Annotated in this window: 20 protein-coding genes and 1 riboswitch; of the genes, 11 read left to right on the forward strand and 9 right to left on the reverse strand. The window is 48.3% G+C overall.

All coding sequences use genetic code 11. From position 1 onward, the window contains the following. Positions 1-42 precede the first annotated feature (42 nt). Complete coding sequence (locus L2713_RS17120) at positions 43-399, reverse strand: DUF7716 domain-containing protein (RefSeq protein WP_346347598.1); 357 nt, start codon at positions 397-399, stop codon at positions 43-45. A 459-nt stretch (positions 400-858) separates the two neighbouring features. On the opposite strand from L2713_RS17120, the gene L2713_RS17125 reads away from it, so the two are divergent. From L2713_RS17125 to L2713_RS17135, 3 genes are all read left to right on the forward strand, one after another. Continuing rightward, positions 859-2,088 (forward strand): dicarboxylate/amino acid:cation symporter, encoded by a 1,230-nt coding sequence (locus tag L2713_RS17125; RefSeq protein ID WP_089066670.1) that lies wholly within the window; start codon positions 859-861, stop codon positions 2,086-2,088. 263 nt (positions 2,089-2,351) lie between these two features. Further along, positions 2,352-3,470, forward strand: coding sequence for an FUSC family protein (locus L2713_RS17130; RefSeq protein ID WP_248968697.1), 1,119 nt, complete (start codon positions 2,352-2,354; stop codon positions 3,468-3,470). 131 nt (positions 3,471-3,601) lie between these two features. Further along, positions 3,602-5,536, forward strand: coding sequence for a M14 family metallopeptidase (locus L2713_RS17135; RefSeq protein WP_248968698.1), 1,935 nt, complete (start codon positions 3,602-3,604; stop codon positions 5,534-5,536). A 24-nt stretch (positions 5,537-5,560) separates the two neighbouring features. On the opposite strand, the gene L2713_RS17140 is transcribed toward L2713_RS17135, so the two are convergent. After that, positions 5,561-6,328, reverse strand: coding sequence for a class I SAM-dependent methyltransferase (locus L2713_RS17140; RefSeq protein WP_248968699.1), 768 nt, complete (start codon positions 6,326-6,328; stop codon positions 5,561-5,563). Between the two features lie 270 nt (positions 6,329-6,598). Between L2713_RS17140 and L2713_RS17145 the strand changes: the two genes are divergently transcribed. Together L2713_RS17145 and L2713_RS17150 are read left to right on the forward strand one after the other, a co-directional pair. After that, a complete protein-coding gene (locus L2713_RS17145) occupies positions 6,599-7,375 on the forward strand; it encodes a DUF4097 domain-containing protein (RefSeq protein WP_248968700.1) in 777 nt (258 codons plus the stop codon). Positions 7,376-7,665: 290 nt separating this feature from the next. Next, the gene (locus tag L2713_RS17150) at positions 7,666-8,169 is read left to right on the forward strand and encodes a hypothetical protein (protein WP_248968701.1); all 504 of its coding nucleotides are present in this window, start codon (positions 7,666-7,668) and stop codon (positions 8,167-8,169) included. On the opposite strand, the gene L2713_RS17155 is transcribed toward L2713_RS17150, so the two are convergent. Further along, on the reverse strand, positions 8,155-8,628 hold the full coding sequence (locus tag L2713_RS17155; protein ID WP_248968702.1) for a nucleoside deaminase: 474 nt from the start codon (positions 8,626-8,628) through the stop codon (positions 8,155-8,157). The two genes, L2713_RS17150 and L2713_RS17155, sit on opposite strands and share 15 nt — an antisense overlap. Continuing rightward, entirely contained in the window at positions 8,621-9,310 is a 690-nt protein-coding gene (locus L2713_RS17160) for an FMN-dependent NADH-azoreductase (RefSeq protein ID WP_248968703.1), read from the reverse strand. Before L2713_RS17160 ends, L2713_RS17155 begins: the two co-directional genes overlap by 8 nt. Positions 9,311-9,444: 134 nt before the next feature. Here L2713_RS17160 and L2713_RS17165 point away from each other — a divergent pair, with 134 nt between their 5' ends. Next, positions 9,445-10,296, forward strand: a complete 852-nt coding sequence (locus tag L2713_RS17165; RefSeq protein WP_248968704.1) for a LysR family transcriptional regulator — start codon at positions 9,445-9,447, stop codon at positions 10,294-10,296. Positions 10,297-10,618: 322 nt separating this feature from the next. Here the strand turns inward: L2713_RS17165 and L2713_RS17170 are convergent, their stop codons facing one another. Further along, a complete protein-coding gene (locus L2713_RS17170) occupies positions 10,619-11,017 on the reverse strand; it encodes a hypothetical protein (protein WP_248968705.1) in 399 nt (132 codons plus the stop codon). Then, positions 11,004-11,837, reverse strand: a complete 834-nt coding sequence (locus L2713_RS17175) for a hypothetical protein (RefSeq protein ID WP_248968706.1) — start codon at positions 11,835-11,837, stop codon at positions 11,004-11,006. The genes L2713_RS17170 and L2713_RS17175 overlap by 14 nt, the downstream gene beginning before the upstream one ends. Before the next feature lie 219 nt (positions 11,838-12,056). Here L2713_RS17175 and L2713_RS17180 point away from each other — a divergent pair, with 219 nt between their 5' ends. Beyond that, the gene (locus L2713_RS17180; RefSeq protein WP_248968707.1) at positions 12,057-12,392 is read left to right on the forward strand and encodes a hypothetical protein; all 336 of its coding nucleotides are present in this window, start codon (positions 12,057-12,059) and stop codon (positions 12,390-12,392) included. A gap of 268 nt (positions 12,393-12,660) precedes the next feature. Here L2713_RS17180 and L2713_RS17185 read toward each other — a convergent pair whose 3' ends face one another. Together L2713_RS17185 and L2713_RS17190 are read right to left on the reverse strand one after the other, a co-directional pair. After that, positions 12,661-13,098, reverse strand: coding sequence for a GIY-YIG nuclease family protein (locus L2713_RS17185; protein ID WP_248968708.1), 438 nt, complete (start codon positions 13,096-13,098; stop codon positions 12,661-12,663). A 10-nt stretch (positions 13,099-13,108) separates the two neighbouring features. Next, positions 13,109-15,244: a S9 family peptidase gene (locus tag L2713_RS17190; protein ID WP_248968709.1), complete on the reverse strand. Its 2,136-nt coding sequence runs from the start codon at positions 15,242-15,244 to the stop codon at positions 13,109-13,111. 240 nt (positions 15,245-15,484) lie between these two features. Beyond that, a riboswitch (FMN riboswitch) is annotated at positions 15,485-15,719 on the forward strand. Positions 15,720-15,931: 212 nt separating this feature from the next. Here L2713_RS17190 and ribB point away from each other — a divergent pair. Then, positions 15,932-16,585 (forward strand): 3,4-dihydroxy-2-butanone-4-phosphate synthase, encoded by a 654-nt coding sequence (gene ribB / locus L2713_RS17195; RefSeq protein WP_011620968.1) that lies wholly within the window; start codon positions 15,932-15,934, stop codon positions 16,583-16,585. A gap of 363 nt (positions 16,586-16,948) precedes the next feature. Beyond that, the gene (locus L2713_RS17200) at positions 16,949-20,182 is read left to right on the forward strand and encodes an EAL domain-containing protein (protein ID WP_248968710.1); all 3,234 of its coding nucleotides are present in this window, start codon (positions 16,949-16,951) and stop codon (positions 20,180-20,182) included. 74 nt (positions 20,183-20,256) lie between these two features. Here the strand turns inward: L2713_RS17200 and ftnA are convergent, their stop codons facing one another. Further along, positions 20,257-20,793, reverse strand: coding sequence for a non-heme ferritin (ftnA, locus tag L2713_RS17205; RefSeq protein WP_011620966.1), 537 nt, complete (start codon positions 20,791-20,793; stop codon positions 20,257-20,259). Positions 20,794-21,121: 328 nt separating this feature from the next. Between ftnA and moeA the strand changes: the two genes are divergently transcribed. Both moeA and moeB read left to right on the forward strand, forming a co-directional pair. Continuing rightward, positions 21,122-22,375 (forward strand): molybdopterin molybdotransferase MoeA, encoded by a 1,254-nt coding sequence (gene moeA / locus L2713_RS17210; RefSeq protein WP_248968711.1) that lies wholly within the window; start codon positions 21,122-21,124, stop codon positions 22,373-22,375. Positions 22,376-22,386: 11 nt separating this feature from the next. Further along, a complete protein-coding gene (moeB, locus tag L2713_RS17215; protein WP_248968712.1) occupies positions 22,387-23,148 on the forward strand; it encodes a molybdopterin-synthase adenylyltransferase MoeB in 762 nt (253 codons plus the stop codon).

Genomic DNA, 23,148 nt, shown 5'->3' on the forward strand with positions numbered 1-23,148 from the left:
GCGCTTATATCTGCTTAAGTCGCGACCCCCACAAAGAACCCATTAGAGGCAGATAAACGCATCTCGCTCATAGTAAAAGATAATAGCTTCAAGCAGTTCCTGTTCACTGGGCTGAGCTTTTTGCTGCTTAAGATTATCAATCACATCCTCTATTTGATCCGTGTTCAGCAGATAACCATAGTCACTGCGGCCTAAGCCATCCTCAAAGGCATCGATTTCGGCATCCGATAGGTCTCTCATATCAGCCACTATCGGGAACAATAGCGTGGTCAGCTGTAGGGATTCACCTTGTTCCAGATCTTGATAAACCAGCCAATAACTTAATCCCGGTTGTTCGATGCACTTTCTTATCCAGCGCTGTAACGACTCGGGCTGACCGAAAAATGAGCTGATATTCATAATGTCCTCGAATGGCGTTGTCATAGTAAAACCGAGTGAGCCACTAAATTGCATAGTCATAGAAGCTATTCACCACTCCCAAGATGCATACAAGTAACAGATGGGAGTTCTCGCGACTCAACTCGCCCCAAGAATACGAGAGGATATCTGCGTCCATCAAAGCCAAAATCACAATTCATCAATTCGATGGACAAAAAACCAATCAAATTTAAATAAACGTTATTTTACAGCATGTATTTTTAAACATTATTCATTTAGTCGTCGCGTTATTTAGATTTTGGTTATTTTCAAACCAAGGTTGGTGATGTTTCACAAACCCCGTAACAGCAACTGTGGTACCTTAAGCGCCCAAAAAACGTGTCAGGGCTGCGCTTTTACGCCAAAAGCGAGGGCAGGCCTGTAAATAGATAACTAGTCTTAAGACACAAAATGCCGCGGTAATTGGGGAGTTTCGCAAGAATGAAGAGCAAGAGTTTATTAGGCAACATTGGTGTGCAAGTGGTTATTGCCATGATTATTGGCGCACTGGTTGGTTTTACCATGGGCGAAAGTGCGAGCATCTTCGCCCCACTGGGTACCATCTTTATCCATTTAATCAAAATGCTAGTGATCCCACTGGTACTGGTGTCTATCATCAGCGGCGCCGCCAGCTTAGGCGATAGCCCCTCGGCGGGTAAGATTGGTGTCGGCACCTTCGGCTTCTTTATTGTCACCTCGGGGATTGCCGTGGCTCTGGCATTAGTCATGGGCAAGGTGTTTACCCCGGGCGCGGGGGTCGACTTTACCGCCCATAGCAGTAGCGGCCTGATGGAAGTCACCGCCGAACATGGCGCACTGCCAGGAGTAATGGATACCTTCATTGGCATGATCCCAACCAATGTGTTCGAATCATTGACTGGCGGAAATATCCTTCAAATTCTGGTGTTTAGTATATTTTTCGGTATCGCACTGACCAAGGTCAAAGGCGATGGCGCCAAGCCCATCATGGCGGCGTTAAATACCGTCGTCGACGCCTTTGTGTGGATGATCAACTGTGTGATGGTGATTGCGCCCATTGGGGTATTTGGTTTGATGGCCGATTCCGTCGGCACCTTCGGTTTCGATGCCTTAGAAGTCGTGTTTAAGCTGTTTGCCGTGTTTGTGGCCGCGATTCTGATCTACGGTTTTGTGTTCTTCCCCTTAGTGGTACAGCTGTTTTCTAAGGTATCGGCACGCCAATTTATTTCGGCGATGAAAAAACCTCAGGTGATGGCACTGTCGACGGCATCGTCTATGGCCACGCTGCCGGTGAATATGGAAACCTGCGAAGAAGATCTTAAGGTGTCTAAGGCAACCACCGCCTTTGTGCTGCCTCTAGGTGCCACCATCAATATGAGCGGCAACGCGATTTACTATGGTTTAGTCGCTATGTTTTTCGCGCAAATGTACAACATCGATCTGTCGATGACCGCCTATGCCGCGATTATCTTTACCTCTACCTTAGGCGCCATTGGCCAAGCGGGTGTCCCCGGTCCGTCATTTTTAGTGGTCGCTGTACTACTGGCCGCAGGGATTCCGATTGATGGTTTACCACTGTTATTCGCCCTCGACCGAGTGTTTGACATGATCCGCACCGCGCTCAACATCACGGGTGATGCCGCCTGCGCCATCATTATGGATAAGTACACCGCAGAGCCAAGCTCAAACTAACTGTGTAAATACACTGATATACCAAGGCTTGAATAGGCTTGCTTATTCAAGCCTTTTTTATGTCTAAATCCTCGGGATACCGCATCTTATCCTACTGATTTTGTATCACTTAATGCAGATTTATGTGATCTTGGCGGCGCCTTGGTCTAAGCTCAAACGGCGCCGCCTCGCAATTCGTATTTCTTTATCCGCCAAGCCACACGGACACAGTGCCTTTCTGCGATAATGGCTTGGCTACCATCAGTCCAAAGGAGTGTTGCATTATGTCCGTATTTGCCCCTGCAAGCCCTTTTGCCGACTTTATCTATCGTCATTTCCGTGCCATTCACGCCCTTAAACTCGGCCTCGCCCTGCTGATTGCCGTCACTATTAACGCCATTTGGTCGCCGCCGCATTTCATTTGGAGCATGGTGACCATAGTGATCATTATGATGAGTCTGCCACAGGTGGGTGGCGCGATTGAAAAGTCCCTGCAGCGGGCGGTAGGCACCTGTTTAGGTTCGGCTTATGGCGTGATGTTAGTGGCCACTATCGACAGTTATTGGCTGATTATGGGGCTACTGATCTTAGGGGTCACGCTGATCTGTTTTATCTCGGCGGGACGCTACAGCTATGCCTATCTGGTGGCAGGATTCACCATTATTATCGTGGTGGGCGATGCGAACCACGACACCTCAGAGGCACTCTGGCGTACGGCGAATATTCTGCTCGGTTGTGTTATTGCCATTCTGGTGTCGCTGTTTATCTTCCCGATTAAGGCCAAACAGGACTGGCGCAGCCAGCTCGCCAATGCCATCGACAGTATGGCCAAAGTGCTTACCCAACATTTACAGGCCCCCGCCAACCATGATTTAGATTTTCGCGCCGAACTAGAGGCGGCCATGAAGGCGGTATTAACCCAAAAGAAACTGTTTTTCTCCCTCGAGTGGGAAAGCCAAACGCTAAAAAAACATAAAGTGCTGCTGGCGGAATTAGTCAATAAACAGGTGCGGCTGATCACCCTACTCGAGTTATTACCTTTGAGTCGCTGGCAGGAGGCCGACAAAGAGGCATACCACCAAATCAACCGTGTCGCCGCCGAGCTTACGGCTTATCTTCACAGGCTGAGTGAATTTGTTGCAGGCAAAACAGCCACATTGCCAACACTACCAAATTCATTAGAGCAAGAGTTGCAGCACAGATTACAACTCAGCTTGGCCGCCCAAACGCCAAATTCGGCCCCTTTAGCCAATGAAGTTACGCAGGGATTTGCCCTCACGGGATACTGCTGGCTTATCTATCAACTCGCCATTGCCGTCGAAGCGCTCTACGCCGATATCGAGATTATTGAAATCGCCTATAACGGACAAACCGTGTTACATAAAACCGCCAAACCTTCATAGACTGTTACCACGGCGCATGGCAGCGAAAATCACCCTCTCGAATCAAGATAAACCCTTGGCAGCCCTTGCACTCGCAGGGGCTTAATGAAAAGATACCGCCTTAATAAAAATTCGATGTGTGGACTGTTTTCATGCGCTTGTTTTCCCCTTCCGTTATCGCCATTGCCTGCTTATCGGCGGGTTCACTATTCACCGCCCAGTTAGCCGTTGCCGCGAATACCGAAGTCGCGCAACCCGAAGTGACAACGACTGGAGCTGCCAATGTTGAAGTCGCAAACACTGAGGCAGCTAAAACCGACGCGGCAGCAACACCGACTCGCGCCAATACCTTTGTGAATGACGCCATTCTCCCGCCAAGCATCACTTGGCACGGTGGCAGCGAAGCCCTGTTACTCAGCGCCGATAACGAATGGGCGACCCCCTTCGAGCAAAGCAACGGCACCGAAAGCCCAAGCTATGACGACACCATTACTTGGCTCGACCGATTAGCGGCCGAAACCACCAAATTGCAGAAAGTCAGCCTAGGCAAGAGCCCTCAAGGGCGCGACATTTGGATGTATGTCGCCAGCAGCGAAGGCATTAACGAATCGGCAAGGCTAAAGCAAAACACTAAGCCGACAATTCTGGTGCAGGCCGGGATCCACGCGGGCGAAATCGACGGTAAAGACGCCGGCATGATGCTGCTGCGGGATATAGTCAAAGGCGACAAGAGCGATCTGCTCGAAAAGGCTAACTTGCTGTTTGTGCCTATGTTTAGCGTCGATGCCCATGAGCGCAGCGGCGAATTTAACCGCGTAAATCAGCGTGGCCCAGTCAATATGGGTTGGCGCACCAATGCCAATAACCTCAACCTGAACCGTGACTACGCCAAGGCCGACACCTTAGAAATGCAGCATATGCTGCGGGCAATCAATGTGTGGCAACCAGATTTGTATATCGATGTGCATGTCACCGACGGTATCGACTACCAGTACGACATCACCTTCGGCTACAACCTTGCCCAAGGTTTGAGTCCCGCCAGTTTCCGCTGGCTCGAAAATAGCTACCGCCCAGCGGTAGAAGCGGCATTAACCGCCCAAGGCCATATCCCGGGTCCGCTGATTTTCGCCGTCGACAATACCGACATCACTAAAGGCATGTCACTGTGGAACCCTAGCCCACGCTTCTCTAATGGTTATGGTGATGCCCGCCATCTGCCCACCATTTTGATTGAGAACCACAGCTTAAAACCCTTTAAGCAGCGCGTACTTGGCACCTATGTGATGCTAGAGCAAACCCTGAAAACCGTGGGTGACCAAGCGACTAAGTTAAAGAGTGCGATTCAAGAGGATAAATACCGCGCCTCGCCACTGATCACATTAACATGGAAATCGGCGCCACTGGCTAAAGGCTGGGATTTTAAAGGCATAGATTACAAGCTTGAGCAGAGCCCGATTAGCGGCACCGAGGTAGTGCGCTGGACAGGCGAGCCTAAGCTGTACCCGAACCTACCTGTGATTGCCGAAACCGTGCCCGACATAAAAGTCACTCGCCCGAGTGCTTACTATATTCCCGCCCAGTGGACACAAGTGATTGACCGCTTAAATCTACACGGCATTCGGATGACACGTTTAAGCAAGCCAACTGAGCTTAAATTGCAGCAATACAGCTTGAGCAATCCGGTGTTTAATACCAAGGCGTTCGAGGGACGACTCACAGTGAAGGCCGACTCGACACTGGCCAAACTGACCACCACCTTGCCCGCGGGCACAGTGAAAATCAGCACAGATCAACCCTTAGGCGATCTGGCGATTTTACTGCTCGAGCCACAATCACCGGACTCGTTACTGCAATGGGGCTTCTTTAACCCTATCTTTACCCGTACCGAATACATTGAGGACTACGCCGTAGAGCCGCTGGCCGCCAAGATGCTTAAGGAAGATCCCAAGCTGCAGGCGGAATTTAACAAAGCACTGGAAAACCCAGAGTTTGCCACCGATCCCGAGGCACGCTTACGCTGGTTCTATGAGCGCAGCCCTTACTACGATAATCAATATCTTAAGTATCCGGTCTACCGTAGCCGTTAATCCCGCAGTTAAAAACGGCAAGGATTAAGCAGGCTTACGCGCGCTAATGCTATACACCAAGGGCACCTGTTGCCCTTGGTGTGTTAGTACATAACGGCCATCGGCTTGCGCCTCTAGCCCTTCGAAGCAGTTATAGGGGCTAAACGCAAACTCGTGGAAGAACGCTAACTCTAAACCCGCCTGCAATAAGACATTGATCACCTCAGACAAGCTATGGGACCAACACATTAAGGTTTGCTGCTCATCACCGGCATTCTCGGTATAGGTTCCTTCCTGCTCAATATCTGGCTCACCCCGATTAAAATAGCTATACCCATCGAATAGCTGCTGCGCTGGATGAAACTCGGCCATATAAAACTGTCCGCCAGGCTTTAAACACGCCGCAATGGTCTGCGCCCAGAGTGTTAAATCCGGCAACCAAACAATCGCGCCATAGGAGGTAAATACAACATCTTGCGGCTCAACCTTGCCCGCTACGCTGTAGACATCGCTACAGATAAACTCGGCGGACAACTGCGTCTGCTGCGCCAGCTTGCGCGCCTCAGCAATCGCCACCTCGGATAAATCGACCCCAGTCACCTTTGCGCCCATTCGCGCCCACGACAAGGTATCTAAGCCAAAATGACATTGCAGATGCAGTAGACTTTTGCCCGCCACCGCAAGCTCACTCAGCTCGATTTCCGTTAAGGATGTGTTGCCACTCAAAAAGCCTTCAACATCATAAAAATCAGAGGTTAAGTGCACCCGAGTGCGGGCATCCCAAGCGATTTTATTGGTCGTTAAGTAATCCATATGAATCCTTTCTAGTCATGCGATGAGCCAAGCGGGCTGAATGGACACACGCTAACTGAATAAGTGAGTAATTTCACCACTCTTTGGGAAAAATCACTCATTCAGCGGACATGTCCGCCAGCGCCCAAGCGGACACATTTAATTTATCTACATGATTATTAATACATTTTAAAATTGGCATAGGATGTGCAAACTCAAGTGATATCAAGCTTATCGCTAATAGCTCAGCACTCAGTCGGTCGTCGAGTGTCGATAACAAGGAAGAAGAAAATGTCACTACGCCCTTTTATATTCACCCTCGGATTTGTCGCCCTCTTTACGGTTGGCGTGTCACTCACTGGCTGCATTATCAATGTGAACGCCGCTGGCATGCCGGATTTAGATCACCAACAACGTGAACTCAGCCTCGATGCTCAAGACCTACAGGAACTCGTCGCCGAAACCGGTGCAGGCAGCCTTGAAATTATCGGTGTCGAAGGCCTGACCCAAATTAAGTTAGTCGCTGATATCTATAGCAATGACGATAGCAAAGTCATTCTCACCCTCGAGAAAAAAGCCAACAAAGCCCAGCTTAAGGCCGACTTTGAATCGCATAGCAGCTTTAGCAATTACTCACCCTATATCGACCTTAAGTTACAAGTGCCCGCCGGATTAGCGCTGGACATAGACGATGGTTCAGGTGCGATTTTGATCAATAAGATGACTGCGGATATTAAGGTCAAGGATGGCTCTGGCGAACTGGCAATCCATGGTGGCAATAATGTCAGTATCGACGATGGTTCTGGCGCGATTGAAGTCAGCCAAGTCAACGGTAATCTGGCGATTGTCGATGGCTCTGGCGGTATCCAAGTTAATGATATTAAAGGCAGCATCACCATTGATGACGGTTCAGGTGAAATCAACGTAGCCAATGTGCAAAACACAGTCACCATCAACGATGGCTCAGGCGATATCAATGTGGTGAACACTAAGGGCTTAACCATTCTCTCGGCAGGTTCAGGGGATGTGAGCTTCGATAAAATCGATGGCCCCGTAAGTAAACACTAAACCCGTTAGACCCTTAGCGTTACCGCTCAACCAACTTCCCGGCGTAGAGACTGATGTTGCAGTACCCAACCAAATGTCAGTCTTCTACCCACCCCTTTTTTGCGTTACCGTTCCATGGACATTCTTATGCACTTTATGCCACTAACCCCTTGTAGTGGCATCTTTTTTTGTGCGACCATAAAACTTAAATTTGCGATAACCAGACTTTCAGTCCGCGAATTTGTTAAGATAATTCACCTTCCCGCTCGATAGTCACAAAGTCACGCAGTATTGCCTGTAAGGTCGAAAATATGGATCAGTTTTCGGAATACCAACAAGAAATTGAATCGCTTTCTCAATCGGATAACCCAAGAGAAATAATGGAAGGACTAGGGGATATTTGTTTTGATGGCGAAACCTTTTATCAGAATGGTAATACAGCCCTAGCTAAACACATTTTCGAGCATATTTACGCCTTAGATGCGCACTCGGACTATTTCTCACACGCCAGCTCAGTCGCCAAAACCTTCCTCATTAACCTAGGAGAAATACCCCCCATTTCCCTAGAGGAGACTATTTTACAAATGCAGCATGAGCATGCCGCATTGAGCCAACAGCAGCTAAATCTGTTGATTGCAAAGCGTATTTTTAGGGAATTTAGCCATCATCAAGACGCTATCCGCACCACGCTGGAGTATCTCAATAAAGCCGAAACACTCGCACCTTTGAGCAAGAGTGACCTTCGGTTTAAAGCCTCAGTGAATGCGGCAAGTCATACTGCCGCAAACCATACCACTGACCTACATGCCGATTGAAGCTAACCCAATAGAACTTTGGCGAAATGGCTGAAGCCGATGATTCAACTGCGGCCATTTACTGATCTCAATTTGCAATTTCGACTCCTGCAATAGCTGATAGGTCCAACGATAATCAAAGCCATATTGGCAAGCTTCGTGGCGATCGACTAAGACGATGACCCGACTGATTTTAGCCAGCTGTATCGCCATATAACAAAATCCACAGGGCTCACCAGAAGCGATTAATGTCATGCCCTCCAAGCTGACTTGTTTAAGTAGCAAAGTCGCCATTCGTATCGCTTGGATTTCAGCATGGGCGGTACAATCATGCAGCGCCTGTACCCGATTCACCCCTTCAGCCACAATCCGCCCAGACTCATCCACAATCACAGCCGAAAACGGCAGGCCCGTACCTTCGACTTCCTTTTGCGCCAACGCCAAGGTGTGGTTAACCGCAGGTAAAAAGCGATTACACATCAGTCGCTTCCCCTGCGTAGTGTTGTGCTAGTTGTAACCCAATGGCAGCGGACTTTGCCAGTGCCTGCTGTAACGATTGCCAATGTCGATTATCGGCAAACTCTTGATATTCAGAGGCGACTTCAAAAATCTGCTCAACACCCAAATACTTACTCAGGGTACGTAAATGCGGCACCAAATGCCCATGCCGTTCGTTTACGCCACCCTCCTCAAAGCCGAACTCACCGCAGGACGTCAGAATCACTAAGGTTTTGCCTGACAGTAATGGCGCTAGAGGGGTATCGCCACGGTTCAAGTCAAAATCGAAGGTCTTGTTAATCCTCACAATCTGATCAAACCAAGCTTTAAGCTGAGCAGGCATACCGTAGTTGTACATAGGTGCAGAAATCACAATCAGATCGGCCGCTGACACCTCCGCAATCAATTGATCCGATAATGCCAATTGCTGCCGCTGCGCCGCAGAGCGTTTAGCCTCCGGCGTGAACACCGCACCAATCCACTGTTGGTTGATAAAATCTGGTGGATTCATCCCGACATCACGGTAAGTATACTCAGCTGTAGCACAGTGAGTTTTAAAACTAGCAATAAACCATTCTGCCAATTGTTTAGAAATAGAGTTATGAGCTGGATTATCGTTTAACACAGCTCTAACGCTTGAATCTATATGAAGAATATGTGTCATCTTGAATCTCTCTTTAGCTGAAAATACCCAGCTATTGTGGTTTTTCAGCGAGTGACAGACAAACGACTAAAACGCATTTACAGATGAGCCAAACTCATCTATTTTCACCTAATACTTATCGAAGGCGGATGACTATGCAGGTTTCATTACAAGCGTTAAAAGCATTTGAAGCAGCAGCCAGACTCGGCAGCTTTAAATTGGCAGCGCTAGAGTTATCACTATCACCGACCGCAATATCGCACCATATCAACAATCTAGAACAGCGCTTGGATGTCGCGCTCTTTCAACGCCAAGCCAGACGCATTAGTTTAACGCCGGCTGGTGAGCGTTTATCCACCGTGACCACTCAAGGATTTCAGGCCATAAATCAAACCTTGGACGATATCGCGAGTACTGGACGCCATATTAAGGTCGCCACCACATCGTCACTTGCGGCGTTGGTCTTGATACCTGCACTACAACAGTTTTACGCGACTTACCCACAAACCCAAGTTGAAGTCGCGACAGGCGAAGATATGCAGCATGATGCCTTTACGCTGCCGCTGCGCTTTGGGGATCTGCGCCATCAACATCCTGATGATGTATTAAAAACAGAGTTCTTTAATATGTTTGCTACACCAGCGGCTGCATCATTGCCAGCAGGTCCTAAACCTCTGACCATATACACAACAAGGTGGAAAAATAATAACTTACCGCCACCGCCGCTAACGGACTGGTTGGCAAAGCAAGGCTTGCAAGACTCTGGATTGGATATCAAATACTATGATCAGGAGTTGTTTGGTATTCAGCAGGCGCTCGCAGGGCAAGCTTGGGTCTTTAGCTCTACCACGCTCACCCAACAATATGTACAGGCTGGGATATTGCAAGCCGTTAGCCCTAACGCTGTAAAATCATCGCTTTGCTATTACATCCCCAATAAAGCCCTACTAAGCAATCGGCATAACGCACACTTTATTGACTGGCTACAAGCAACCTTAAATACATAAGGAGCAGCGGCGTCGATACAGCCGATGGGTAGTTTCATAGCAAAACTTAGTTTCGGTAAAGGCTCGAGAGGCTGGCTTCTGGCTATAGTATTCCCTAATTGCCTGCCGCAGGCTTTCGCACGCTCTTATATGAGCCACACCAGTGACTCGCCGTACTCATGTTTTAAAAATCGCGTCCTTGTAGGCTCTACTAAAACATCCATGTTTTAGAAGGTCACTGGCGCAACCATTGATAACTGAGTAATGCTTGATCTGGCTTTCATTATTCCGCAGCTGAATTTAACAATTGGTGTCTAATTAAACTCTTCTAGTTAAACTCTTTTTAAACACCACCTTTCAACCTGTAAGTCAATCTACTGTATTTTATAAAGTTTATTGTTGCGAATAAGAAGATAAGTACTTGAGCCACTGCTGCAGGATAATTCTTTGGTTGCAACAATAAGACAACGTATATCGCTATACTGATGAACGCCAATACAAGTGTCACTTGTAAATACAAATCCAATCCAACCTTGTTAATGTCATTGGCGCGGTTCAATGCATTTTTAACATTGAAGTAGGAGGTTGAAAACATCATAGCACTGGCTATTGCCCAATCTCCCGTGAGTAAAATGTCTTCATACCTGCCAGACAATATCTTTACCACTATCAATATAAAAAATGGCGTTGCCACGAAGAGGTAGGCTGTTAACGCTGTTTTGAACTCGTTAGAAAAGTTCATTCTGATACCCAGAACCACTAATAATGCCTATTACTTCAACGATTTTCGCATTTTTGATTTGCTCTTCACCGTTAATGACAACTACATCATATTTACTGTGGACTCTTAAACTGTCGCTACCTCCTAATCGTTTTTCAGATTTTTGATACTCATCAAGCCACTTTTTATCAGTGATTTCAGCATTAAATTTTTTTCCTGTTTTACGACTGATAACTTCCCATTTTGACTTGCCTTTACAACATGGCCTGAATATATCGATGATTTCCTCACCATCATGACTAGACTTGTAATTCGAGTACATTTTCCGAATGTTACCCGTAAACCTGAACTCGGGGTCAAATGGCACGACATTTGACAAATCATCTCCATCATCACAAATCTTCAAGTACTCGTCTTGGTTTAAAAGTTTGGTTCCTTCAGACCACTGTTCCATCGCAAGCGCAACGTCTATGTCACTAATATAAGGCTCGACTATCTCTCGATCATATCTCTTTCGATACTCCTCAGAGATTCTTCTTTTTTCCTTCGCGGCAACTAGAGCAACTTGCTGAGGTTGCGAGATTTCTCCCGTTAACTCTCGAATTAGGTCATCAGGTCTCGTCCACTCTTCAAGTTTGAGCATCAGCTTTGCAAGAATACAACCATGAGTGACTTCCTTTAACTCAACTTCAAAATCTAAATTCTCCCCCACAGATTGGGAAATGATTTTCCCAAATTTCTCATATGCTGAAATGAAGTTCCCCATTGCATGGAACACCTCCGCAGCATTCTTTCTATGGGGATTGTATTCAAGATGAAACTCAATAATCTTTGCTTCCACGAACGACTCTAATTTATTGTTATTCTGAGATTATTGGATAATACCTCACTCATCACTGATTAAAAAGCATTCTAATTCATCCAATAGTTTTACATCAGATTTACTGTAATATTGGATATCAGAAGAGTTTCGCTACATTTTAATTACGTGCCATGACATATTGATATAGCTCATAAAAACCATACTAAGTCCACAATTTCGATAGCTAGGGATAGAAACATGACTACAGAAAGAATTTTAGAAAAACTATTAGAGTTTGGCCGCCTCAACGACGAGGATCAGAAGGTTAGTGGAATTGCGCAATTAGCTATTGATAAAGGCTACGAGAATCTGTCTCCCGCCCAGCAAAGAGTACTAATTCCCTTCCTAACTTCAGGCTGCGAAGGAGTAACTGACCCTGGTGGATATCACAACGATTGTCAGACTCAACTATCAAATGGTAGCTACTTGGAAGCACTTGAAGAGTCAGAATGGAGAGACGCTGTACAGTGTGAAAACTGTCGCTTTGAGGCAGATGATTATGAGCAGCAAAGAGAAAGCTTCTTCCGCGACTAACTCACTACTGTAAAAATAACCGAGGCACTGTTAAATTTTGCTACTTAACGACAGAATCGAGGTGTTTATAGGCTAACAGAATACTCTGTGGTTAAAGGGATTAAGCACTGGCATGGAAGTGACCGTCCGTGACATGGATGTCACGGTCGAGCATACAAGGACGTACTTGCTGCGTGTCACTGGAATGACTGTGCTTAATCATTTCAATGCAGTTAATAGATCAGGATTCACGCTCAACAGCATTGCGGGAATAACAAAAAACAGGCTGTTAAGCAGTTTCACGCCCACTTTCAATCAACGCCAACTTCTGAGCACGACTCAGTTTTTTTATCGCGATCTCACGCTTGAGTGCATCACTGCGGGTACCGACTTGTTCTTGATACATTAGAGTTAATGGCCCTTTGCCACGCAGGTACTTTGCTGCCTTGGGGCTGCTTGATTGATGTTCGTTAAAGCGGCGTGTGACATCTGTAGTAATGCCAGTGTATAAGTGGCCATTGGCGCAGCGGATAAGGTACAGATACCACGTCGAGACTTGTTCTCTCTCTGATGTTGCGCCTTGCTCCGAAGTCACAGCTTGCTCAGCACCTTGCGCTTCTAGCTTGCACGAAAGCTGAGCTTTGTTAACAGCTTGCGCTTGGCTAGCCCCTTTTTGGGGGCTAGCCGAGGGAGTTGAATTAGCGGCTTCAATCACTAAATCGGTCACCCGTTGGTGCCTACTTAGTCATGCCGAGCAGGCTTAAGAAGAAGGCATATTCCTGCGCCGTGTCTTGATACTGGCGATAACGGCCACTCTTGCCACCGTGGCCAGCATCCATATTAACGTCGAATAACAACACCTTATCGTCCAGTTTGTACCATTTATTTTGCACTTCACGCAGTTTTGCTACCCATTTAGCTGGCTCGAAATACTGCACCTGTGAATCATGCAAACCTGTGGTGACCAACAGGTGTGGGTACTCGTGGTCGGCAACATTGTCGTAGGGCGAGTAGCTGAGCATATAGTCGAAATAGGTTTTCTCGTTTGGATTACCCCATTCATCGTACTCGTTGGTGGTGAGCGGAATCGACTCATCGAGCATGGTCGTGACCACATCCACAAAGGGCACGTGTGCTGCAATGGCAAAGTACTTTTCAGGCGCCATATTGGCAATCGCGCCCATTAACAGCCCACCAGCACTGCCGCCCGAGGCCACCACTTTATTTTTATCGCCATAACCTTGCTCGGTTAAGGCGGTGGTGACATCGATAAAGTCATTAAAGGTATTCTTTTTATTCAGTAATTTGCCCGCATCGTACCAAGGGCGACCGAGCATTTCGCTGCCGCGCACATGGGCGATGGCATATACAAAGCCGCGGTCGAGCAGACTGATAACCGACGACGAAAAGTCAGGCTCTACTGTGTAACCATATGAACCATAACCATATTGGTACAGAGGGTTGGTGCCGTCTTTCTTGAACTTATCCTTACGATACACCAAGGACACTGGCACCTTAGCGCCATCGCGGGCGGTGACAAATAAACGTTCGGCGCGGTATTGGCTGGCATCGAAGCCGCCGAGCACTTGTTCCTGCTTGAGTAGATCGCGTCTATCGGGATTGCTTAAGTGGTACTCATAAATCGCCTCGGGCGTAGTCAGGCTCGAGTAGAAAATCCGTAACTTATCGCTATCTTGCTGGGCGTTAACATCTAAACCGAGCACATAGGCGGGCTCGTCAAAACTCAGCTCAAAGGGCTTTTGACCATTGAATGGCATCACTTTAATGCGCGTTAGGCCATTTTCACGGGTTTGAATCACCAAATAATCCTTCAGCACTAGCTCGTCTTCGATGCGCGCATTAGGATTATGGGCAACCACTTCCTGCCATTTGGACTTATCGGCGGCATCCTTAATCGCCACTTTCATCAAACGGAAGTTAGTCGCCTGCCAGTTGGTCAGAATGTAATAGCTGTCGCCCAGCTTAGAGACGCTGTATTCATGGCCTTCTTCCCGCGCGAGCACAGGTTTGAACAGGCTTAGGGGATCGTTAGCATCCAACACTGACACTTCGCTGGTTGTGGTGCTCTCGTGGAACAGCACAATTTGCGACTCGTCTAAACTCTTGCCGAGGGAGATGTAGTAAGCATCATCTTGCTCCTCATACACCAACACATCGCGCGATTGTGGCGTGCCGAGTTCATGGCGATATACGCGGTAACCCAGCAGGGTTTGCAAATCCTTGGCGATATAAAACACATGGCGATTGTCATTGCCCCAAACGATGCGTCCCTCTGTGTTTTCAAGCACATCGGTGATCATGGCGCCGGATTCAATATCTTTAAAGTAGATGTTATACACGCGGCGGCTTAAGACATCCTCACCGAAGGCCAACATGGTTTCATCCGGGCTGACGCTGACGCCACCTAAACCATAAAACTCATGGCCCTTAGCGCGCTCATTCACGTCCAGCATCATTTGCTCAACCCCGTCACTGCCTTTGCGGGCGATCAGCGGATATTCGCCGCCCTCTTGGTAGCGGCGGTAATAGCTGTGCTGGTGCCATTGGTAAGGCACGCTCGACTCATCGGCCACTAAGCGCCCAGTCAGTTCGTTAAACAACCCATCCTGCAATGACTTAAGCGGCTTAAAGTAGGCTTGGGTGTAACGGTTTTCGGCATTCAGATGCGCCAAAACCTTAGGATCTTGGCGTTTATCATCGCGCATCCAATAGTAATCGTCGGTGCGCGTGACCCCGTGCAAGGTCATCACATGGGGAATTTTTTCCGCAACGGGCGCAGAGACTTGCCCTTTTGGAGTGGAGCAACCGGGTAATAGCATAGCGAGACCTAAAGTAAGCAGCAGAGTGCGCATTTATACGTCCTTGTGACGTTCAAACACCATCGTGGGGCACGACGGCAAGCCAATAAGTTGATGTGCCGGATATGATATACCCAAGCTAGCGCTTGTTGCGAGTTTCCTAAAGATGATGCTGGTTTAAGCTTGGCGGCTAGTTGTGCGCTTGTGCAAACATTGCCCAATTTATGGCGCGATTTTATTGCCATTCCAACTAAATAGGCGCAACATAACCGCGTTTTTAGGCTAAGGCCTAACAACAATTCTCAGGGCGGGGTGAAACTCCCCACCGGCGGTAAATAGTGTCGTGAGCCGTTTTCACTCCCACTAAAGCCCGCGAGCGCCCGAATGCAATTTCGGGGTCAGCAGATCTGGTGACTTAGCTTGTCTCGTTTTGGTTAACGCCTATCGAGCGCTACTATTCCAGAGCCGACGGTAATGGACTGTTTGCCATCATAGCAACGGTACTGAGTCCGGATGGAAGAGAATGTAAGACAACATTAGGATGCAGGCGCTTCGTTTCAGCCAATGAGCGAAAGCCATCGCCATCTGAATGTTAGCCTCATATTTTGCAATTAGCCGACGTAAGCCATTGAGCTTAAACGGGTCTATTGCTACAGCTCAATCCCCATTGGGGTAAAGGCTGTATTTCTGCACGCCCTGATTCTGGAAATTCCCATGTCGTATTTTTGAAGGATATTAACCATGAATCAGTCTTTACTTGCTCCTTTTGGTACTGCTATCGAACGCGTTGAAGCGGGTCTTGAAGCCCTGCGCCAAGGCCAAGGTGTGTTGGTCGTCGATGACGAAGATAGAGAAAACGAAGGCGACTTAATTTTTGCCGCCGAGTCACTGACCAATGCGCAAATGGCCATGCTGATCCGCGAATGCAGCGGTATCGTGTGTTTGTGTTTACCAGATGAAAAGGTCAAAGCCCTCGAGCTGCCACCTATGGTCGAAAACAACTCGAGCCAATATGGCACTGCCTTTACCGTGAGTATCGAAGCTAAAGTGGGAGTCACCACTGGCGTTTCGGCTGCGGACCGCGTCACCACCATTAAAGCTGCTATCGCCGACAATGCTAAGCCGAGTGATTTAGCTCGCCCAGGCCATGTGTACCCACTGCGCGCCCAACCCGGCGGCGTATTAACTCGCCGTGGCCATACCGAAGGCACTATCGATTTAATGCAACTGGCCGGCCTCAAGCCTGCGGGTGTGTTATGCGAAGTCACCAATCCCGATGGCACTATGGCGCGTCTGCCAGAAATTATCGCCTTTGGTGCAGCGCACAATATGCCAGTGCTGACGATTGAAGATATCGTCGTTTACCGTAAGTCGTTATTAGCCAACGTTGGCTAATTAACCCCACAAGCGGAATTCGATTTAAAGGACGTCGGCCCTGCCCACGTCCTTTTTTATTTGCCGATTATGCTTGGCACAAAATCTTAGCTTTTGTATCAAATCCCATCGGATATCACAGACAGGCAATTTATTTGTTTGCTAGGTGAGTAAATACACTAATAAAAATAATATGTTAGTTATATATAATAAATAACTGAATTTCGTGAGCTAGATTAGATATCCATAAACTAGGGGTCGCGACCCTCTTGCTTCTATGTTAAATATCCACACCCAGTGTCTGGTTTTTTTCGCTTTCAACATATCAAGGTTATGCCTTGATTTTTTATGTCTCCAACCAGGCAAAAGTAGGAGTAAGTTTACATGCCATCCACGCTACAGCATCTCAGCCTGAAGCAGAAGTTGATTCTGTTTTCACTGCTACCTTTGCTGATGATGAGTATTTTTGTGTTGTCGCGGATGTATGTACTAGTGAAGGAATATCGCTCCGCCAATCAGAATCATCTGGCAATCCAAGCGACCGCCCAAACCACCGAACTACTCTACCAACTGCATAACGAATATGGCCTCAGCGCCCAGCTTTCAGCCCCCGCACTCCCCCAAGAAGAAACTCGCCTCCTACAGCAGCAACAGGTTACATCCAATGCCTTAGACACCCTGCTCAACGGCTCAGCCTTAAGCAACTTGATGTCCGCATTGGGTCGCAATCAACTCGCCGCCGTGCAGTTGCAGGAGCAGCTCAATACCCTGACACTGCTGAGCCATAAACTGGCTTCGGGTCGCCAAGAGGCTTTAGACCAACATCCCAAGGCATTTATCGATTTATACAACCAGTTCAATACTGAATTGGTCAAACTTATCCAGCAATTACAGCTACAAACCAGCAATATCAGCCAATCTAGGGCCTACACGGATTTGCTCAATATACTCATGGTGCAACAGCTGGCGGTAAAAGAGCGCGATGCAATTAATCGGATGTTACAGTCGCAGACGCTGAGCATTAACGACTACCGCGCGATCAGCACCATAATGTACGAGTATGGCCAAGCAGTTGAACACGCGAGCAATGCCTCTATTTCCGACCGCCAATCCTTAATACGCAAGGTACAAACCTCCCCCGAAAACCTGCGTATCCTCAAGATAAGCCAACGCATCGAACAGCAAATCCGCGTCAGCACCTTAGTGCAAAATATCAATGCCCATTTAGGCTACGGTGGCTTGATTGACAGTTTTCAAGACTATTTGATTAAGGGAAACAGTGCTGCGCTGGAACGATTTACTAAGGCGCTATCGATTATTCAGCTGAATCTCGATGAGTTAAATCATGAGATCCGCAATATTCCTGAGCTTAAGCCTGCGGTAAAAACCATCGAGGACAGCATAGATCAATACCAATTCTGCATGACCCAGTTGCAGCAGTTGAAGCATCAACAGCTATCACTCGAAGAAATCAGCGCCCTTATCCAAGTGGATGATCAGGACCTAAGTGCCGCCATCAATAAATTACTTATGCCGCCGCATCCCGTCAGCAGCAAGCACTGGTGGTCACTCACCAGCGATAGGATCAATAAGTTGCACGCCATCAGTGATGAAATCACCGAAAAAATGGCGCATCAGAGTGAGGTTGAGCAGACTAAGTCACTAAGTTTGCTCGGGTTATATCTATTCTCCGCGATTTTTACCGCGGCAATTACCCTCTGGCTCGGGCGCAAAATCATCCGCAGCTTTATGATCAAAATCACTAAGATTGCCAATGATATGCAGCAAATGGCCGCCGATCCGCTGCTCAATATCAATATCGATACCTCAGGCACCGACGAGCTGGCCCGCATGGCACAAGCCATGAATCGGATGATCAGCGAGCGTCAAAAGGCCAACCACGCCCTAAGCCGCGCCGCCGCCGTATTTAACTATTCCGCCGAAGGCATTATGGTCACGGATGCCGATAACCATATCGAGTTGATTAACCCCGCCTTTAGCCAGATCACCGGCTATAGCCTCGAAGAGGTGAAGGGCCGCAGCCCCTCGATTTTAAGCTCGAATCGCCACCCGCATCATTACTACACCGCCATGTGGGAAGCACTGCATAAAGAGGGCAAATGGGAAGGCGAAATCTGGAACAAACGCAAAGATGGCCAAGTGTATCCCGAGTACCTTGCCATTACTGTGGTGCGTAATGAACAGGGCGAAATAATCCAACATATTGGTTTATTTATGGATATCAGTAAGCGCAAGCAATACGAACAAGACCTCTGGTATCAGGCAAACTTCGACACCTTAACTGGGCTACCTAACCGTAAGCTGTTTAACGAGCGCCTGCAGCATGAAATTCAACTCGCCCAACACGACTCCCGCAAGCTGGCGATTCTGCTGATCGACTTAGACCAATTCAAATATATCAATGATGTACAAGGCCATGCGATGGGCGATCTCTTGTTGCAAGACGTGGCTAAGCGGCTGGAAAATATTGCAGGTAAGAACGACTTTGTCGCCCGCATCGGTGGCGACGAATTTGTGCTCATCCTTCCCCGCGTCACCAATGAGTTCGCGATTGAGCATATGGCGAGCCGGATCATTGAAACCTTAGCAGCGCCCTTTAACTTAAATGAGCGGGAAATCCAGATCTCGGCCAGCTTCGGCATCGGCGTCTACCCCGAGGACGGGCTCGATGTGAGTTCGCTGACACGCAATACCGAGATGGCCATGTATCAGGCCAAAGATGCTGGGCGGAATAACTTTAAGTACTTTACCTCTGGCATGAACCAAGCCATGTTTGCCCGCATGGAACTGGAACAACGACTGCGCCGCGCCGTGGCACAGGATGAATTTACCCTCTTTTATCAACCGATTGTCGATATGAAGACGGGGCAAATCTGCAGCGTTGAGGCGCTGATCCGCTGGCAAGATCCCGACTTAGGGCTGATCCCGCCAGACCAGTTTATCGCTATCGCCGAAGAGACAGGGCTTATCGAACCTATGGGCGAATGGGTGCTCAACCAAGCCATGCACGATTTAAGACAATGGCAGCATATGGGACTCAACCTGAATGTCGCCATCAATGTCTCCAGCCGTCAGTGCATAAACACCCGGGGTATCGGCTTCGACCAAGTGTTGCAGGAATGCTTTAACCGTCACCATATCAATCCTAGAAACGTGCATATTGAGATCACTGAGAGCATGCTGATGGGTGATGCCAGCCACTGCTTAAGCACCCTCGAATCCATCCGCCACTTAGGCTCACAGATTTATATCGATGACTTTGGCACTGGCTATTCATCATTGAGTTATTTGAAGAAATTCCCGATTTCGGTCATCAAGATTGACCGCAGCTTTGTCGAGCACGCCCTCGAAAACTGCTCTAACGCTAATCTGGTCAAGGCCATTGTGATGATGGGGCAAAGTCTTGAGATGGAGCTTGTCGCCGAAGGAATCGAAACCGAGGCCCAATGGCAGTTTTTGCGTGACTTAGGCTGCCACTATGCACAAGGCTATTTACTCTCTAAACCGCTGCCATTCGATGAGATAACCCCATTACTCGACCAGACCTTGCCGAAAATGCTGCACTTAGAGCAGCGTGAGAAGTGCGTAAACAGTTGATATAAGGCTCATTAAGCTGAATGATCGCCAATAAAAAAGCAGCCTAGGCTGCTTTTTTATCATCACAATGCCGCTTAGGCCTGTGGCTGGCTTTGGGGGTTCATAATGCTCTCACCGCCCTTTGATGCCAACTTAGCTAAATCTTTATCGATAAAGAACAGTGCTTTACCATCTTCGCCCACTAAACGGATCTTATCGACGATCGACTTAAACAGCTTTTCTTCTTCGTGCTGCTCGGCCACATACCATTGCAGGAAATTGAAGGTCGAATAATCTTGGTTTGAAAAGGCAGCATGGGCCAAGGCATTGATCTTACTAGTGATCAGTTGCTCGTGTTCATAGGTCAGCTCGAATAACGCCAACAGCGAATCAAACTGCGACTGCGGCGCTTCAATTGCACCCAGTAGCGGCAAGCCGCCAGTTTCGCTCACATAAGTGAACAAACGACGCATGTGGCCCATCTCTTCATCCGCATGTTCGCGCATAAATTTTGCTGCGCCTTCAAAGCCTTGATCTTCACACCATGCACTCATTTGCAGGTATAAATTAGAGGAGAAGAACTCCATATTAATTTGTTCATTCAACTTTTCGATCATGGTTGCAGACAGCATAGTTAATCCTCTTGGGCATTCGAACTGAATTCTTGGCACACATTGTCATGAAGGGCGTCACCAAAAGCAACAAAATTTACCTTTGTTTATTGAGCTAAGTTAATGATTAGTTGATAAAAATGATTTTCATTTGTTCATCGACTCGCGTTTAGCGCCGCCTGAGCTGTAGTGCAAAATCACAGAGTAGAAGGATTCACCTTAGGCAACACTTAAGGGGGAAACTGTCTGACAAATCACATAAACTCCTATGCAGATCATAGCCAAGCAAGCACAGCGTGGCATAATAGCCCCCATATTTGCCCAATCTTTTGCCCATAAGGAAGACCCGATGTCCGTGAAAGCCGATCCTTGTTCGCAACCTAGCTTAATGCATCCAGATCAAGCCATTCCCCTTCTGCTTGAGCAGGTTAGCCCAGTGTCAGACACCGAAGTCGTTACCCTTCCCCACGCGCTTGGCCGCGTTTTAGCCGAGGATTTGGCCTCTTGTATCGATTTGCCGCCCTTCGATAACTCTTCGATGGACGGCTACGCCTTTCGCTTTGCCGATTTAGCGACTGACACCAATCAAACCACGCTGACACTGATTGGCAGTTCCTTCGCGGGCCATGGTTTTGAGGGTGAAATCCCCCCTCACTCCTGCGTGCGCATTATGACGGGCGCGCCGGTGCCCGCGGGTTATGACACAGTGCAAATGCAGGAAGAGACTCAAGCACAGGGCAACCAGATCCAAATCAATCACCCTAAGGCTAAGGGCGCCAATGTTCGCTGCCGTGGTGAAGAGCTGATGCAAGGCACCAAAGTGCTGAAAGCGGGCATCGAAATTAAAGCCGCAGAACTGGGCGTATTAGCCACCATTGGCGTGAGTCAGGTGCGGGTTTACCGCCAACTCAAAGTGGCGTTTTTCTCCACAGGTGATGAACTTCGCCCCGTCGGCAGTGACTTAGCGCCGGGACAAATTTACGATTCGAACCGTTATTCCATCCAAGGTTTACTCAGCCGCGCCAATGTGGAATGGCTGGATTTAGGCGTGATAGCCGATGACCCAGAGGCGATTCGTCACGCATTTCGCCATGCCGCAAGCCAAGCGGATATGGTGTTAACCTCGGGCGGAGTCTCGGTCGGTGAAGCTGACTTCACCAAACAAATACTTGATGAAGAAGGCAAAATCACCTTCTGGAAACTCGCTATTAAACCGGGTAAACCCTTCGCCATGGGACGCATAGGCAAGGCAGTATTCTGCGGTTTACCGGGCAATCCTGTATCTTCCATGGTGACCTTCTACAAGTTGGTGTGGCCTATTCTGAATAAGATGCAGGGCTTAACCCCGAAAGCGCCACTGGTGTTGTCCGCCACCCTGACAACCCCTGTACGTAAACAGCCCGGCCGTGTCGAGTATCAGCGCGGCATTTTATCCCGCAATGCACAGGGCGAATTGGAGGTGGCCATCACGGGCAGCCAAGGTTCGGGCATGTTGACCTCTATGAGTCTGGCGAATTGTTTCGTGCTGCTGGAGCAATTCCAAGGTGACACGGCTGTGGGCACGCAAGTGACGGTTGAACCTTTTACTTCAGTGCTCTGCTAAGGTACGCCTCGATGAATGAACAACTAGAGATCCTCAGCGACGGTGAACTCACCCGCTACAGTCGCCAAATCTCAATCAAGGCGATGGATATCGATGGTCAAGAGCGCTTAAAACTCGCCAAAGTCTTGATGATTGGCGCCGGCGGTTTAGGCTGCGCGGCGGGTCAATATCTAACCGTTGCGGGCATTGGCGAGCTAACTTTAGTGGATTTCGATACGGTCGAACTCTCTAACCTACAGCGCCAAGTGCTGCACCAGGATGCGACTGTCGGCCAACCTAAGGTCGAGTCGGCCAAACAGAGCCTTAATCGGCTCAATCCTCACGTTAAAATCAATACCATCAATGCGGTATTGGATGACCATGAAATCGATGCCTTAGTCGCCAGCCACTGTATCGTGGTCGATTGCACCGATAATGTCAGTGTGCGTGAGCAGTTAAATCAAAGCTGTTTTAAGCACAAGATCCCGCTGGTCTCAGCCGCCGCGATTCGTATGGAAGGCATGGTTACAGTCTTCGACTATCAAGCACAAACACCTTGTTATCATTGCTTTAGTTCACTTTTCGGCGAGCAACAACTCAGCTGTGTCGAGTCGGGCATTCTCGCCCCCGTGGTAGGCATGGTCGGCTGCTTACAGGCCGTCGAAGCCATTAAAGTTATTGCGGGAATGGGCAAAACACTCGCCGGACGAATCTTGATGATCGATGCCATGACCATGGAATTTCGCGAAATGAAACTCCCTAAACAACCCCACTGCAAGATTTGTGGTGAGTAA

It is taken from the genome of Shewanella seohaensis (assembly GCF_023283775.1).
Lineage (GTDB): Bacteria > Pseudomonadota > Gammaproteobacteria > Enterobacterales > Shewanellaceae > Shewanella > Shewanella seohaensis.

What these genes read in the sequence shown, in the direction of transcription:
- L2713_RS17120 (WP_346347598.1), bottom strand. Translation starts at nt 399, where the DNA reads ATGAATATCAGCTCATTTTTCGGTCAGCCCGAGTCGTTACAGCGCTGG.
- L2713_RS17125 (WP_089066670.1), top strand. Translation starts at nt 859, where the DNA reads ATGAAGAGCAAGAGTTTATTAGGCAACATTGGTGTGCAAGTGGTTATT.
- L2713_RS17130 (WP_248968697.1), top strand. Translation starts at nt 2,352, where the DNA reads ATGTCCGTATTTGCCCCTGCAAGCCCTTTTGCCGACTTTATCTATCGT.
- L2713_RS17135 (WP_248968698.1), top strand. Translation starts at nt 3,602, where the DNA reads ATGCGCTTGTTTTCCCCTTCCGTTATCGCCATTGCCTGCTTATCGGCG.
- L2713_RS17140 (WP_248968699.1), bottom strand. Translation starts at nt 6,328, where the DNA reads ATGGATTACTTAACGACCAATAAAATCGCTTGGGATGCCCGCACTCGG.
- L2713_RS17145 (WP_248968700.1), top strand. Translation starts at nt 6,599, where the DNA reads ATGTCACTACGCCCTTTTATATTCACCCTCGGATTTGTCGCCCTCTTT.
- L2713_RS17150 (WP_248968701.1), top strand. Translation starts at nt 7,666, where the DNA reads ATGGATCAGTTTTCGGAATACCAACAAGAAATTGAATCGCTTTCTCAA.
- L2713_RS17155 (WP_248968702.1), bottom strand. Translation starts at nt 8,628, where the DNA reads ATGTGTAATCGCTTTTTACCTGCGGTTAACCACACCTTGGCGTTGGCG.
- L2713_RS17160 (WP_248968703.1), bottom strand. Translation starts at nt 9,310, where the DNA reads ATGACACATATTCTTCATATAGATTCAAGCGTTAGAGCTGTGTTAAAC.
- L2713_RS17165 (WP_248968704.1), top strand. Translation starts at nt 9,445, where the DNA reads ATGCAGGTTTCATTACAAGCGTTAAAAGCATTTGAAGCAGCAGCCAGA.
- L2713_RS17170 (WP_248968705.1), bottom strand. Translation starts at nt 11,017, where the DNA reads ATGAACTTTTCTAACGAGTTCAAAACAGCGTTAACAGCCTACCTCTTC.
- L2713_RS17180 (WP_248968707.1), top strand. Translation starts at nt 12,057, where the DNA reads ATGACTACAGAAAGAATTTTAGAAAAACTATTAGAGTTTGGCCGCCTC.
- L2713_RS17190 (WP_248968709.1), bottom strand. Translation starts at nt 15,244, where the DNA reads ATGCGCACTCTGCTGCTTACTTTAGGTCTCGCTATGCTATTACCCGGT.
- ribB (WP_011620968.1), top strand. Translation starts at nt 15,932, where the DNA reads ATGAATCAGTCTTTACTTGCTCCTTTTGGTACTGCTATCGAACGCGTT.
- L2713_RS17200 (WP_248968710.1), top strand. Translation starts at nt 16,949, where the DNA reads ATGCCATCCACGCTACAGCATCTCAGCCTGAAGCAGAAGTTGATTCTG.
- ftnA (WP_011620966.1), bottom strand. Translation starts at nt 20,793, where the DNA reads ATGCTGTCTGCAACCATGATCGAAAAGTTGAATGAACAAATTAATATG.
- moeA (WP_248968711.1), top strand. Translation starts at nt 21,122, where the DNA reads ATGTCCGTGAAAGCCGATCCTTGTTCGCAACCTAGCTTAATGCATCCA.
- moeB (WP_248968712.1), top strand. Translation starts at nt 22,387, where the DNA reads ATGAATGAACAACTAGAGATCCTCAGCGACGGTGAACTCACCCGCTAC.